Annotated in this window: 13 protein-coding genes; 10 read left to right on the forward strand and 3 right to left on the reverse strand. The window is 73.5% G+C overall.

Features of this window, described 5'->3' with window-relative positions; all coding sequences use genetic code 11:
• Positions 1–4: 4 nt before the first annotated feature.
• Both ACZ607_RS11910 and ACZ607_RS11915 read right to left on the reverse strand, forming a co-directional pair.
• Positions 5–541 carry a (2Fe-2S)-binding protein gene (locus tag ACZ607_RS11910; RefSeq protein ID WP_469734299.1) on the reverse strand — a complete coding sequence of 179 codons (537 nt, stop codon included), beginning with the start codon at positions 539–541 and terminating at the stop codon, positions 5–7.
• On the reverse strand, positions 541–1,410 hold the full coding sequence (locus ACZ607_RS11915) for an FAD binding domain-containing protein (protein ID WP_469734301.1): 870 nt from the start codon (positions 1,408–1,410) through the stop codon (positions 541–543). Before ACZ607_RS11915 ends, ACZ607_RS11910 begins: the two co-directional genes overlap by 1 nt.
• Positions 1,411–1,574: 164 nt before the next feature.
• Between ACZ607_RS11915 and ACZ607_RS11920 the strand changes: the two genes are divergently transcribed.
• Complete coding sequence (locus ACZ607_RS11920) at positions 1,575–2,666, forward strand: XdhC family protein (protein ID WP_469734302.1); 1,092 nt, start codon at positions 1,575–1,577, stop codon at positions 2,664–2,666.
• A gap of 49 nt (positions 2,667–2,715) precedes the next feature.
• The gene (locus ACZ607_RS11925) at positions 2,716–3,951 is read left to right on the forward strand and encodes a TetR/AcrR family transcriptional regulator (protein ID WP_469734304.1); all 1,236 of its coding nucleotides are present in this window, start codon (positions 2,716–2,718) and stop codon (positions 3,949–3,951) included.
• 39 nt (positions 3,952–3,990) lie between these two features.
• On the opposite strand, the gene ACZ607_RS11930 is transcribed toward ACZ607_RS11925, so the two are convergent.
• On the reverse strand, positions 3,991–5,358 hold the full coding sequence (locus tag ACZ607_RS11930; protein WP_469734306.1) for an MFS transporter: 1,368 nt from the start codon (positions 5,356–5,358) through the stop codon (positions 3,991–3,993).
• Positions 5,359–5,648: 290 nt separating this feature from the next.
• On the opposite strand from ACZ607_RS11930, the gene ACZ607_RS11935 reads away from it, so the two are divergent.
• Genes ACZ607_RS11935 through ACZ607_RS11970 form a run of 8 tightly spaced genes read left to right on the forward strand, consistent with a single transcriptional unit; the run spans position 5,649 to position 13,460 of the window.
• On the forward strand, positions 5,649–7,133 hold the full coding sequence (locus tag ACZ607_RS11935) for an aldehyde dehydrogenase (protein WP_469734308.1): 1,485 nt from the start codon (positions 5,649–5,651) through the stop codon (positions 7,131–7,133).
• Between the two features lie 32 nt (positions 7,134–7,165).
• A complete protein-coding gene (locus tag ACZ607_RS11940) occupies positions 7,166–8,149 on the forward strand; it encodes a VOC family protein (RefSeq protein ID WP_469734310.1) in 984 nt (327 codons plus the stop codon).
• A complete protein-coding gene (locus ACZ607_RS11945; protein ID WP_469734312.1) occupies positions 8,146–8,943 on the forward strand; it encodes an aspartate dehydrogenase domain-containing protein in 798 nt (265 codons plus the stop codon). The genes ACZ607_RS11940 and ACZ607_RS11945 overlap by 4 nt, the downstream gene beginning before the upstream one ends.
• Positions 8,940–9,737: an alpha/beta fold hydrolase gene (locus ACZ607_RS11950; RefSeq protein ID WP_469734313.1), complete on the forward strand. Its 798-nt coding sequence runs from the start codon at positions 8,940–8,942 to the stop codon at positions 9,735–9,737. The genes ACZ607_RS11945 and ACZ607_RS11950 overlap by 4 nt, the downstream gene beginning before the upstream one ends.
• A 9-nt stretch (positions 9,738–9,746) precedes the next feature.
• Positions 9,747–10,268 carry a cupin domain-containing protein gene (locus ACZ607_RS11955; protein WP_376374394.1) on the forward strand — a complete coding sequence of 174 codons (522 nt, stop codon included), beginning with the start codon at positions 9,747–9,749 and terminating at the stop codon, positions 10,266–10,268.
• The gene (locus ACZ607_RS11960) at positions 10,261–11,016 is read left to right on the forward strand and encodes an SDR family oxidoreductase (RefSeq protein ID WP_469734315.1); all 756 of its coding nucleotides are present in this window, start codon (positions 10,261–10,263) and stop codon (positions 11,014–11,016) included. Before ACZ607_RS11955 ends, ACZ607_RS11960 begins: the two co-directional genes overlap by 8 nt.
• Positions 11,017–11,035: 19 nt before the next feature.
• Positions 11,036–11,824, forward strand: a complete 789-nt coding sequence (locus tag ACZ607_RS11965) for an SDR family oxidoreductase (RefSeq protein ID WP_469734317.1) — start codon at positions 11,036–11,038, stop codon at positions 11,822–11,824.
• 10 nt (positions 11,825–11,834) lie between these two features.
• Positions 11,835–13,460, forward strand: coding sequence for a thiamine pyrophosphate-binding protein (locus ACZ607_RS11970; protein WP_469734319.1), 1,626 nt, complete (start codon positions 11,835–11,837; stop codon positions 13,458–13,460).
• Positions 13,461–13,463 lie beyond the last annotated feature (3 nt).

Here is a 13,463-nt window from a genome sequence, read left to right on the forward strand (position 1 = left end):
CGGGTCACTCCCCGAAGCTCTCGTCGAGTGCCTGGCACACGGCACGGCGGATGTTGCGGTAGCCGGTGCACCGGCACAGATGGCCGCTGAGCGCGTCGGCGACCTCTTCCGGGCCGGGGCGCTCGGGCTGTTCGGTCAGGGCGGTCGCCGTCATGACGAATCCGGGGGTGCAGAAGCCGCACTGCATGCCGTGGCAGGTGTGGAAGGCGCGCTGGACCGGGGTGAGCGGCGCGTCGCCGGGGGCGAGGCCCTCGACGGTGCGGAGCGCGGCCCCGTCGCACTGCACGGCCAGGGTCAGGCAGGAGCGGGCCGGTTCGCCGTCGAGGAGCACCGTGCAGGCCCCGCACACCCCGTGCTCGCAGCCGACATGGGTGCCGGTGAGGCGGAGCCGGTCGCGCAGGAAGTCGCTGAGGAGCAGCCGGGACTCGACCTCGGCGGTGATCTGCTCACCGTTGACGGTCAGCGCGATCCGGTGCCAGCCGGACGGCTCGGCGAGCGGCGGGGTCCGGACGGTGCGGGGGGCAGGGACGGACGGGGTCATCAGCAGCGCTCCCATGCGGTGGTACAGGCGCGGACGAGGAGGTGGCCGGCGGTCTCGCGCCGGTGGGCGGCGCTCGCGTGGACGTCGTCGGAGGGATCGAGGCCGGCGAGCGCGGCGCGGCGCGCGGCGGCCAGCGCCGCTTCGTCGACCCCGGTGCCGACGAGCGCGTCCTCGGCGGCGGGCAGGCGTACGGGGACGGGGCCGGCCCCGCTGAAGACCACACGGGCGGTGCGGACCAGGCCCGTGCTGGAATCGCGGTCCAGCAGGACGGCCACCCCGACGGTCGCGAAGTCACCGTGTCTGCGCGTGAGTTCCTCGAAGGCCCAGCCCTGCCCGGCGGGCGGCGGGGGGACGATCACCTCCGAGAGCAGCTCGTCGTCGCCGACCGCGGTGGCGAACGTGGCGACGAAGAAGTCCTCGGCGGGGACGGTGCGGCTGCCGCCGGGACCCGTGATCACGAACCGGGCGTCCAGTGCCCGCGCCGCCGTGGGCAGTTCGGCGGCCGGGTCGTGGTGGGCCAGGCTGCCGCAGACGGTGCCGCGGCCGCGGATCTGCGGGTGGCCGATGTGGCCGATCGCCGCGGCCAGGAGCGGCCATCCGTGCCGGACGGCCGGGTCGGCGGCGGCGCGGGACTGCCGCACCGCGGCGCCGATGCGCAGGGCGCCGGACGTGTCGACCGTCAGACGGGCCAGCTCCTCGATCCGGGTGATGTCCACGAGGAGTTCGGGGCGGGCCAGACGCATGTTCAGCATCGGGATCAATGACTGGCCGCCCGCCACGACCTTGGTGTCCCGCGCCGGGTCGGCGAGGAGGGCGAGCGCCTCGGCGACGGTGCGGGGGGCGGTGTAGTCGAAGGGTGTGGGTTTCAATCTGCTGCCACCGGGCCTCTCGGATGGTCGTCACGCCGTCGCACTCGGCGCGTCGGCGTGACGATCGATACGCACAGATCTATCTAGTACCTGAAATGATTTACACTAAAGTTTCTCGTTGGCAAGAGGCTCCCGCAGATTTCACGGCCCGAGGTGAGCGAAGAATGCGACATGTCATCGACCGGGCGGCGGCCTGGCAGAGCTCCGGAACCCGCTGTGTCATGGCGACCGTGGTGCGGACCTGGGGCTCGGCCCCGCACGGGCCCGGCGCCTCCATGCTGGTGGCGGAGGACGGCGGGATCGTCGGCAGTGTCTCCGGCGGATGCGTGGAAGCCGCCGTGATCGCCGCGGCCGAGGAGGTGTTCGCGGGCGGCCCCCCGGTCGTCGAGCGCTGGGGGGTCGGCGACGACGACGCCTTCGCGGTCGGGCTGACCTGCGGCGGGACGATCGAGGTGCTGATCCGCGAGGTGACGCCCGGGACGCCGCTCGACCGGATCTCGGCGGACCTGGCGGCCGGTGTCCCGGTCGCGCTCGTCACGCCCCTCGACGGCGCCGGGAGCCTGGCCGTGGGGCGTGGGCGGGTGAGCGGTTCACTGGGTGGCGGGGCCGTGGACCGGGCGGCCGCCCTGGCCGCCGAGGGCATGCTCGGCCGGGGGGAGAGCGGGCCGGTCACCGTGGGGGAGGGGGCGGAGGGTGCCGGCTGCGCCCCGGAACGCCGGCTGCTGGTGCAGTCCTTCGCGTCCCGGCCCCGGCTGCTGATCTTCGGGGCCGCCGAGTTCGCCCGGCCGCTGGCCGGCTTCGCCGCAGCCCTCGGCCACCGCGTGACCGTCTGTGACGCCAGGCCCGCGTTCGCCGATCCCGGGCGCTTCCCGGGCGCCGACGAGGTCGTCGTCGACCGGCCGGACCGCTGGTTCGACGCCCACGAGGACCTGGTCGACGCGACGACGGCGGTGTGCGTGCTCACCCATGAGCCCCGCTTCGACGTCCCCGTTCTCACGCGCGCCCTGCGCGGCGCCGCCGGATACGTGGGCGCCATGGGGAGCCGCCGCACGCACGAGGACCGGCTGGCGCGTCTGCGCGCGGCCGGCGTGACCGAGGCCGGGCTGGCCCGTCTGCGTTCACCGATCGGGCTCGACCTGGGCGGCCGTGGGTCCGAGGAGACCGCCCTGTCGGTCCTGGCGGAGATCGTCGCCGTACGGCGCGGCGGCAGCGGCCTCCCGCTCACCCTCGGTACAGGACCCTTGCACACGATGTGACCCGTTTTGAACGACTGTTTTTTATGAACACCCGTTTAATCTGAACCACGTGGATCCGGAGAGCAAGAACATGAGCCCGCGACGGCGGACGGAGGACCCCGCGCACGCCGCGGGGCGGGCGGAGGCCGCGCCCCGGCGCCCCGGCTCGCACGACCCGGAAGGCAATCGCCGGGCGGTCCTCGACGCGGCCCGGCGCCTCTTCGGCGCGCACGGCTACAAGGGCGTGGGGGTCCGCGCCATCGCGGCGGACGCGGGGGTGACGCCCGGCCTCGTGATGGCGTACTTCGGCACGAAGGACGGCCTCTTCCGGGAGGCCGTGGGCAACGGGGCCGGCGTCAGCCGCGACGTGCTCGCGGCGACCGGCGGTCAGGCGGCGGACCTGCCGGGCATGCTCGCCCGCGCCTACCTCGACCGGTGGGACCGGCTGCCCGCCGACGACCCCTGGCCGGCGCTGATCCGCTCGGCGGTCGGCCACCCTCCCAGCGCCGAGCTGCTGCGCACGATCCTGGACACCCAGGTGGGGGAGCCCCTCGCCGAGGTCATCGGCACCGGCGACGGGGCGGACGTGCGTACGGCGGTGATCCGCAGCGTCCTCTTCGGCGTGATCATGGAACGCTACGTCTTCGCGCACGAACCGGCGGCGTCCGTACCGACGGCGGAGCTCGCGCCGGCGCTGACGGACGTGCTGGCCACGGCGTTCGGTGCTGCCCGGGGGAGCGCCGCCGGGCAGCACCGCTCGGACCCCCGCCCGGCAGGGGCGGCCCCGGGACCGGAGGGAGCGGGCCAGGACCCGACCGCCCCCGGCCCGGCAGCACCCCTCGTCCCTCCGGGGGAGCCGGACGGCACCTCCGGCTCCCTGTTCGCCCTGCTCGACGCCTGCGCCGCACGCCACCAGCTGGCCGTGGGCAGGGCGGTACGCGCCCACGGCATCAGCCGGGCCGCCTACGACGTACTGGCCACCCTGCGCGAGGCGGGCGCCCCGTACCGGATGACCATGGGCGAGGCCGCCGCGGCCGGCCCCGTCCGTGCGGGCGGACTGACCCAGCAGGCCGACCGGCTCGCGGAGGCAGGGCTGATCCGCCGCGAGCGCGACACCGACGACCGCAGGATCGTACGGCTGTGCCTCACCCCCGAGGGCCTCGCGCTGACCGGCCGGGTGGCGGCCGTACGGGCGGACCTGGAACAGGAGTCGCTGGCCGGCCTGGGCCACGCGGAACGACGGCGGCTCACGGCTCTCCTGGGGACCCTGGCGCAGACGCTCGGGGCCGGTGAGGGGGAGCAGTGAGCGCTGCTGCTCCCCCTCACCGGCCCCGGACCGGCGCGGTCAGGCGTTGAGTTCCTCCAGCGTCCTGCCCTTGGTCTCGACGGCGAACCACGCGATCACCGCGCCGACCGCGCCCACCACGGCGAGCTGCGCGAAGACCAGCGCCAGGCCGCCGCCCGCCCCGATGACCGCGCCGACGGCGACCGGGCCGAGGATGACGCCGAACCGGTTCCACAGGCCGCCGAACGCCGCGCCCTTGGCCCGGTTGTGGGTGGGGTACAGCTCGGGGGAGTAGAGGTAGAGCCCCGCGTTGATCGCGTACAGGAAGAACGTCGTACAGGAGGCGAAGAGCGCCACCTGGCCGCCCGAGGTCGCCCCGGCGAGCGCCAGGACGGCGAGCGAGAGCACCGTGCCGACGAAGGCGCCGATCAGGGCGGGCCTGCGGCCGATGCGGTCGATCAGCATGGCGACGACGAAGGTGCCCAGCAGACCGGTGACGTTGCTGACCAGGGTGTAGACGAGCGCCGTGGTGAGATCCAGGCCGAACTCCTTGGTGTAGAGGGAGGGCAGCCAGGTCGAGATGCCGTGGTTCACGTAGTACGCCACGAACCACAGCCCGGACAGGACCGCCGTACGCCGCAGATAGCGCCCCCGGAACAGATCCATCAGGGTGCCCCTGGGCTCGTTCCGCGGGTCCGCGGAGGGAACCGGCGCCGGAAGCTCCTCGGCTGTCGCGCGGGCGACCTCCGCCTCGATCCGCGCGATGGCGGCCTCGGCCTCGGCCGTACGTCCACGGGACAGCAGCCAGCGCGGGGACTCCTCGACATGGCGCGGCAGCAGCGCGCCGATCACCACCGGCAGGGCGCCCACCAGGAACATCGCGCGCCAGCCGAAGGCCGGGACCACCCAGACCGCCAGCAGGGTGGCGGCGGCGAGTCCGGCCGGGAAGATCATCTCGTACAGCAGGACGAAGCGGCCCCGCTTGTCGGACCGGGCGATCTCGTTGATGTACGTGGCCGCGACCGGGACGACACCGCCGATGCCGAGCCCTTGGAGGAACCGGAAGAGCGAGAACGTCTCGATGCTGCCGGAGAGGGCGACGGCGAGGCTGGCGAGGCCGGTGACCGCGACCCCCAGGGCGACGGTGCGCACCCGTCCGACGCGGTCGCCCAGCCAGCCCGCGGCCAGGGCGCCGAGCAGCATGCCGATCGAGGCCGAGGTGACGGCGAAGGTGGCCTGCCCGGTGGACAGGTTCCACTCCTTCATCAGGACGGGCAGGGCGGACGCGGCCAGCAGCTGGTCGAACGCCTCGAAGAAGGTGACGGCGCCGATGAGGAACCGGACCTTGACGTGCCAGCGCGAGTGAGGCAGCCGTTCGAGTCTCGCGGCGATCGAGCCGAGTGCGGGCTTGCCGGCCACAGTCGTCATGGAGGGGGTCCTTCCGCGGGCAGATGAGTTGCCGAGACAGTAGGGGCCTATACCTAAGCGGTCAATAGTTAAGGACTTAGGAATCTCGTTCCCTGCAACTCGGCCACCATCATCGGCGCCGCCGATGATGGTGCTCAAGGCCTCCCGGGCAACGATTTCACCTCGGGGTCTTGTGTCGAGAAACTTAAGCGCTTAGATTTCTAGCACTTCGGCAGTCCGGTGACGGGGGACCAACGAGCCTGTCCGCACCCGGAGTCCACCCCTTTTCCGCCTCGTCCGGAGGTCCACCCGTGCTGCAGTTCCCCACCGACATCCTGATCGCCGGCCAGTGGCGGCGCGGTGCGGGCGAGCCCGTCGACACGGTCGATCCCGCGACCGGCCGCGTGCTGGCCACCGTCCACTCCGCCACGGCGCGGGAGGTGGACGAGGCGGCCCTGGCCGCCGCGGAGGCCGTGGCCGACCCGGCCTGGCGCGAACTGCCGGCCCACGACCGGGCCCGGCTGCTGCACCGCATCGGCGAGCTCACCGAACAGGCCGCCGACGAGCTCTCCGCGCTGCAGACCGCCGACACCGGCAAGACCCTCACCGAGACCAGGGCGCTCGCGCTCAGTGCGGCGGGCACCTTCCGCTACATGGCGGCCGTCCTGGAGACGGCCGAGGAGTCGGTGACCCCGTCCCGCGGCCCGTACGTCACGGTGAGCACGCACGAGCCGATCGGCGTCGTCTGCGCCGTCAACCCCTGGAACTCCCCGGTCGCCAGCGACGCGCAGAAGATCGCCCCGGCCCTCGCCGCCGGCAACGCGGTGATCCTCAAGCCCGCGGCCTGGACCCCCCTGGTCTCCCTGGCGCTCGGGCGGCTGATCTCCCGGGCGCTCGACGAGTTCCGGCTGCCGCCCGCGCTGCTCTCCGTGCTGCCCGGCAGCGGCCGGGTGGTCGGGGACGCCCTCGTGCGCCACCCGCTCGTCGGCCGTATCGGATTCACCGGAGGCACGGAGACCGGCCGTTCCATCGCGGAGATCGCCGCCCGGAAGCTGATCCCCGCCTCCCTGGAGCTGGGCGGCAAGTCGCCGACGATCGTGCGCGCCGACGCCGACACCGAACAGGCCCTGGCCGGTGTGCTGTTCGGGATCTTCTCGTCCAGCGGCCAGTCCTGCATCGCCGGTTCCCGGCTCTTCGTCGCACGCGAGATCTACGACTCCTTCGTCGGTGAACTCGTCGAGCGGGTGCGCAAGCTGCGCGTCGGCCCCGGTACCGACCCGGCCACCCAGGTCGGTCCCCTGGTCCACCACCGCCACCGCGACTCCGTCGCCGCCTACGTCGACCTCGCCCGGTCGGAAGGCGGGCGCGTCCTGTGCGGGGGAGCGGCGCCCGAGGGGGAGCCGTACGAGAACGGGGCGTACTACCTGCCCACCGTCATCGACGGCCTGCCGAACACCTCACGCACCTGCCAGGAGGAGATCTTCGGCCCGGTCCTGGTCGCCCTGCCCTACGACGACGAGGACGACCTGGTCCGCCAGGCCAACGACTCCGTCTACGGCCTGGCCTGCGGCATCTGGACCCGCGACCTGCGCGCCGCCGGGGCGCTGGCCCGCCGGATCGAGGCCGGAACCGTCTGGATCAACACCTACAAGCAGTTCAGTGCCTCCACCCCCTTCAGCGGGTGGAAGGACAGCGGCCTCGGCACGGAGAAGGGCCGCGACGCGATCCGCGCCTACCAGCGCCAGAAGTCCCTGTACTGGGGCATCTCGGACCACCCGCTTCCGTGGGCCAACTGACCCGGCACGCCCGCCCGTCCTGGAGGGACCCCATGCACCGAACACCCCCCGGTCCGATCGCCCGGCTCCGCTCGCTGCGCTACGTCGAGCTGCACACCCCGGCCTTCACCGAGGCCGCCGACTTCTACGAGGACGTCTGGGGCCTGGAGACCGTCGAGTCCGACACCGGCGCCCGCTGGCTCCGCGGCACGAGCGACGAACACCACGTCCTGCACCTGACCGAGCGCGACCGCGTCGGCCTCGGCAGGATCGCCTTCGCCGTCGCCACCCCCGCCGAGGTCGACGAGGCGGCACGCCGGCTCGAAGCGCGCTCCCTGGTGCCCGTCACCGGGCCCGGCCCCCTGGACCAGGCCGGCGGCGGCTACGGGCTGCGGTTCACCGACCCCGAGGGCCGCCTCATCGAGATCAGCGCCCAGGTCCAGGCCGTCGTACCGCGCGGCAGGGACGGCGCCGTGCCCGTCGGCGTGACGCACGCCGTGCTCAACACCACCGACATCGACGCGGCGGTCACCTTCTACTGCGACGTCCTCGGGCTGCGCGTCTCCGACTGGTCCGAGCACCAGATGGCGTTCCTGCGGTGCAACAGCGACCACCACTGCATCGCCTTCAACCAGGCCGAGTGGACGTCGCTGAACCACGTGGCGTACGAGATGACCTCGGTCGACCACTTCATGCGCGGCCTCGGCCGGCTGCGCCACCACGGGATCACCCCCCAGTGGGGCCCTGGCCGGCACGGCCCCGGCAACAACACCTTCTCGTACTTCACCGACCCCTCCGGCCTGGTCTGCGAATACACCTCCGAGGTCGCCCAGATCGTCGAGGACGCCTGGATCGCCCGGGTGTGGCGGCGCGTCCCCGAGCTCTCCGACCTGTGGGGGACGGCCGGCGCGCCGTCGAAGGAGATCCGCTGCAGCATGGCCGGCTCCCCGGATCCCGGTCCGCTCGCGGCCCCCGGCGCCGCCCCGCCCGTTCCCGTGGACGTCCGTCCCGCAGCAGCCCAGGAGGCCACCGCATGAGCACCGTCCGCAAGGTCGCCGTCGTCGGCTGGGGCGCCATCGGCCGCGTCGTCGGCACCGCGCTCGCCGAAGGCCGCGTGACCGGCGCCGAGCTGGTCTGCGTCGTCGACAACCGCCCGCTCGGCGAGGCCGCCCCCGTGCGGCAGGCCACCTTCGAGGAGGCCATCGACTCCTGCGACCTCGTCGTCGAAGCCGCGGGACAGGGGGTCGTACGCGAATGGGGCGAGCGGGTCCTCGCCTCCGGCACCGACCTGCTGATCGCCTCCACCGGCGCGCTCACCGACGACGAGCTCGCCAAGCGGCTGCTGGCGGCAGGCCCCGGCCGGGTCTACTTCACCGGCGGTGCCGTCGGCGGACTCGACCTGCTCCAGGCGGTGCGTGCCCTCGGTCCGCTCGACGAGGTCCGGCTGACCACCACCAAGCTGCCCTCCACCCTCGAACAGCCCTGGATGAGCGAGGAGTTGCTGGCCCGCATGCGGAACGCCACCGGGCCCGTCGAGGTCATGTCCGGCACCGCCCGCGACATCCCGGTCAAGTTCCCCAAGTCGACGAACGTGGCCGCCTCGGTCGCGCTGGCCGTCGGCGACCTGGACGCTGTGCGGGTCCAGGTCGTCGCCGACCCGGCGGCCCACCACACCCGCCATGTGATCGAGGCGTCCGGCGGACACGGCAGCTACCGCTTCGAGGTCGCGCACCTGCCCGACCCCGGCAACCCCGCCACCAGCCAGGTGGTGCCGTACGCCGTGCTGCGCAGCCTCGCCGCCCTCGCCGGCCGGACCGGGCAGATCCTGTGAGCGCCGCAGCCGCCACCGCCGAGGTCCACGTCGAGGAGGCGGGCGACCACGGCCCCCTGCTGCTGTGCCTGCACGGCATCGGCTCCTCCTCGGCCGCCTTCGCCCCGCAGCTCGCCGAACTCTCCGCGTACGTGAGGGTCGTGGCCTGGGACGCCCCCGGCTACGCCAAGTCGCCCGACCCCGCCGGGCCGATGAGCCTCGACGACTACGCGGACACGGCGGCCGCCCTCATCCGGGAACGCGCCACCACCGCGCACGTCCTCGGCGTCTCCTGGGGCGGGGTGATCGCGCTGCGCCTCGCCACCCGGCACCCCGAGCTCGTCGCCTCCCTGGTCATCGCCGACTCCAGCCCCGGCTCGGGCACCGAGGAGAAGAAGGCCGAGGCCATGCGGGCCAGGGCCGCCGACCTCGCCGAGCTGGGCCCCCGCGCCTTCGCCTCGGCGCGCGGACCACGTCTCGTGTCACCCGACGCGCCGGACGAGCTGGTGCGCCGCGTCGTCGACACCATGGCCGGCTCGGTACGGCTGCCCGGTTACGCGTACGCCGCCGAGTCCATGGCCTCCGCCGACCTGCGCGCCGAACTCCCCTCGATCGCCGCCCCCACCCTCGTCCTCTGCGGCGAACAGGACCGGGTCACCGGCGTCGAGGCGAGCCAGGCCATCGCCGGTGCCATCCACAGGACCGCCTACGTGATCGTCAAGGACGCCGGTCACCTGGCCAACCAGGAGCAGCCGGGCCACTTCGACGCCTGGGTGCTCTCCCACCTCCGCATCACCGCCGCAATCCCCGAATAGGAGCTCACCATGCCTCTGACCACCGACGCCTACGACAACGGCGACGACCTCTCCGCGTACACCGACTCCCTCATCGCCACCAAGGCCTCCCGGGTCGCCGACTTCGACACCCTGTCCTTCCAGGAGAAGGCCGGCCCGCAGTTCCGCCGGGGCCAGATCCGCTACGTCGGCTCCGGCGCCACCGGCAACCACGAGAGCGACAGCCGGATCCTGCCCTCCGGCGGATTCACCTTCTCCAACATGCTGCTGCCGCCCGGCGCCGAGGGTCCCGCCCACACCCACCACGACGTCGAGGAGGCCTTCTTCGTCCTGGAGGGCGAGGTCAAGGTCGGCATCCACCGGGGCGCCGAGGAGGCCGAGTACCGCACCCTGGGCTACCGCGACATGATCGTCGTCCCCGCCGGTGTCACCCGGTCGCTCAAGAACGAGGGCGACACCGACGCCCTCTTCTGCGTCGTCATCGGCACGCAGAAGCCGCAGGTGCCGACCTACCCCGAGTACTCGCCGATGCACGGCGTCACCCGTGGCTGACCAGCCCCCGGCAGGCCGGCGCACCGTCGTCGTCACCGGAGCGGGCCGTGGCCTCGGACTGGCCATGGCCCGCCGGGCGGGCACCGACGGCTTCCGCGTCGTCCTCGCCGAACTGGACGAGGAGCGCGGCGAGCACGCCGCCGCCGGGCTCCGCGCGGAGGGCCTCGACGCCCACTTCGTCCGCTGCGACGTCGCCGACCCCGCCTCGGTGGAGGCGCTCGCCGCCGCCGTACGCGCACTGGGCCCGCTCTACGGCCTGGTCAACAACGCGGCGCTCGCCAACGGCGTGGGCGGCAAGGAGTTCCAGGACATCGACGTCGAGGTGTGGGACCGGCTGATGACGGTCAACGCCCGCAGCCCCTGGCTGGTGTCGAAGACCCTGTACCCGCTCTTCACCGAGCCGGGCCGGATCGTCAACCTCGCCTCCGACGCCGCGCTGTACGGCTCCCCGCGCCTCGCCCACTACATCGCCTCCAAAGGCGCCGTCATCGCGCTGACCCGCGCGATGGCCCGCGAACTCGGCGACAGGGGGATCACCGTGAACGCGGTGGCCCCCGGCCTCACCGAGTGCGAGGCCACCGAGACCGTGCCCGCCGAGCGGCACGACCTCTACCGCGTGAACCGGGCCATCTCCCGGCCGCAGCAGCCCGACGACCTCACCGGGATCGTCTCCTTCCTGCTCGGCGAGGAATCCCGCTATCTGACCGGACAGGTGATCGCCGTCAACGGCGGCTTCACCATGAACTGAACCGCAGGAGATACGAGTCATGGATCTGGGCCTCGCCGACCGCACCATCGTGGTCACCGGCGGCAGCTCGGGCGTCGGCCTGGCCACGGTCCGCGCCCTGCTCGACGAAGGCGCCCGTGTCGCCACCTGCGGCCGCGACGCCGAACGGCTCGCGAAGGTCGCGGCCGACCTGGGCGCGGGACACGACCGGCTGCTGACCGGCGTCTGCGACGTACGGGACGCCGACGCCGTCCGCGGTTTCGTCCGCCGCACCGCCGAGGAGTTCGGCGGCATCGACGGACTGGTCAACAACGCCGGGCAGTCCCGGATGAAGGGCCTCGACGACTCCACCGCCGAGGACTGGCGCGACGAACTGGAGCTGAAGTTCGCCGGGGTGCTCAACCCCCTCCAGGCGGCGCGCCCCCACCTGGCCGCGTCCGGAGCGGCGAGCGTCGTCAACATCAACGCGGTCCTGGCCAAGCAGCCCGAGACCCGGCTGATCACCACCAGCGCGGCCCGGGCCGGCATCCTCAACCTCTCCAAGTCCCTCTCCGTCGAACTCGCCGGCGACGGGATCCGGGTCAACTCCGTCTGCCTCGGACTCGTCGACACCGGCCAGTGGACCCGCCGGTACGCCGCCGCGGACTCCGGCCTGACGTACGAGCAGTGGCAGACCGCGCTGGCCGAGGACCGGGGGATCGCGCTGGGCCGCCTCGGCCGCGCCGAGGAGGTCGCGTACGCGGTCGTCGCCCTGCTCTCGCCCCGCGCCTCCTACATCACCGGCACCGGCATCGACGTCTGCGGCGGCGTCGGCCGCTCCATCCTCTGAGGAGACACCCATGCGTCACCACAACGGAGGCGATCTCCTCGTCACCGTCCTGCGCGAACTCGGCATCGACACCGTCTTCGGCATCGTCAGCGTCCACAACCTGCCGCTCGTCGAGGCCGTCGACCGCGACCTGCGGTTCGTGCCCGTGCGGCACGAGGCGTCCGCCGTCAACGCCGCCGACGCCTACGGCCGCGCCCGGGGCACCCTCGGCTGCGCCCTGACCTCGACCGGCACCGGCGCGGGCAATGCCGCCGGATCACTGATCGAGGCACTCAGCGCCGGCAGCTCCGTGCTGCACGTCACCGGCCAGGTGGAGAGCGAGTTCCTGGGCAGCGGGCGGGGGTTCATCCACGAGACCAAGGACCAGCTCGGCATGCTCCGGGCCGTCTCCGCGTACGCCGCGAGCGTGCCGGACGCCACCCGGGCCGGCCGGATCCTGCGCGAGGCGGCCCGCGCGGCCCTGACCGCGCCCGGAGGCCCCGCCAGCGTGGAGTGGCCGATCGACCTCCAGTACGGCGCGCAGACCGACGAACCCGCCGAGTACACGACACCCGCGCCGCCCGCTCCCGCCGGGAGCGAACTCGCCGCCGCCGGGGCCCTCCTCGCCTCCGCCCGCCGCCCGCTGATCTGGGCCGGCGGCGGCGCGAACACCGCCCGGGGCGAGCTGGCCCGGCTGCTGGAGACGACCGGCGCCGGCCTGATCACCTCCAACTCCGGCCGGGGCAGCGTCCCCGAGGACCACGAGCAGGTCATCGGGAACTTCGCCACCACACCCGCGGTACGCGCCCTGCTCGCCGACGCGGACGTCCTGCTGACCGTCGGCACCCACTTCCGGTCGAACGAGACCGCCGACTACACCCTGGAACTCCCCGGCGCCCACCTCCAGATCGACATCGACGCCGCCGCCCTCGGCCGCGTGTACCCGGCCACCCACGCGCTGCACGGGGACGCCGCCGCCACCCTCACCGCCCTCCAGCCGCACGCCGCAACCGCCGAACCCGGCTGGACGGAGCGCGTCGCGGCCGTACGCACCGAGGTGCGCGCGGTCCTGCACGACAACATCGGCCCGCAGGCGGCGATCTGCGACGCGATCCGCGCGGCCCTGCCCCGCGAGGCCGTCGTCGCCCGCGATGTCACCATCCCCTCCAGCAGCTGGGGCAACCGGCTCCTGGAGATGTACGACCCGAAGGACAACGTCTTCCCGCGCGGCGGAGGCATCGGGCAGGGGCTCGGCATGGGCATCGGCGCGGCGCTCGCCAGGCCCGACGCGCCCACCGTCGTCATCGCGGGCGACGGCGGACTCGCCGTCCACCTGGGCGAGCTCCTCACCCTCGCCCAGGAGCGGCCCCGGCTCACCCTGGTCGTCTTCAACGACGGCGGCTACGGGGTCCTGCGCAACATGCAGGACCGCCACGGCGAGCGCCGCTCCGGGGTCGACCTGACCACCCCCGACTTCGGTCTGCTGGCCCGCGCCTGCGGACTGCCGTACGCGCGCGTCTCCTCCGAGGAACACGCGGAGGAGGTGCTCGGCGCGGCCATCGCCTCCGACGGGCCCACACTCGTCGAGGTCGACCTGGAGGCACTCGGCCCGATGAAGAACCCGTTCACCCCGCCCGTGAGGATCCCGGGCCAGTAGCCC

The sequence above is a fragment of the Streptomyces sp. NPDC104381 genome, assembly GCF_055583745.1.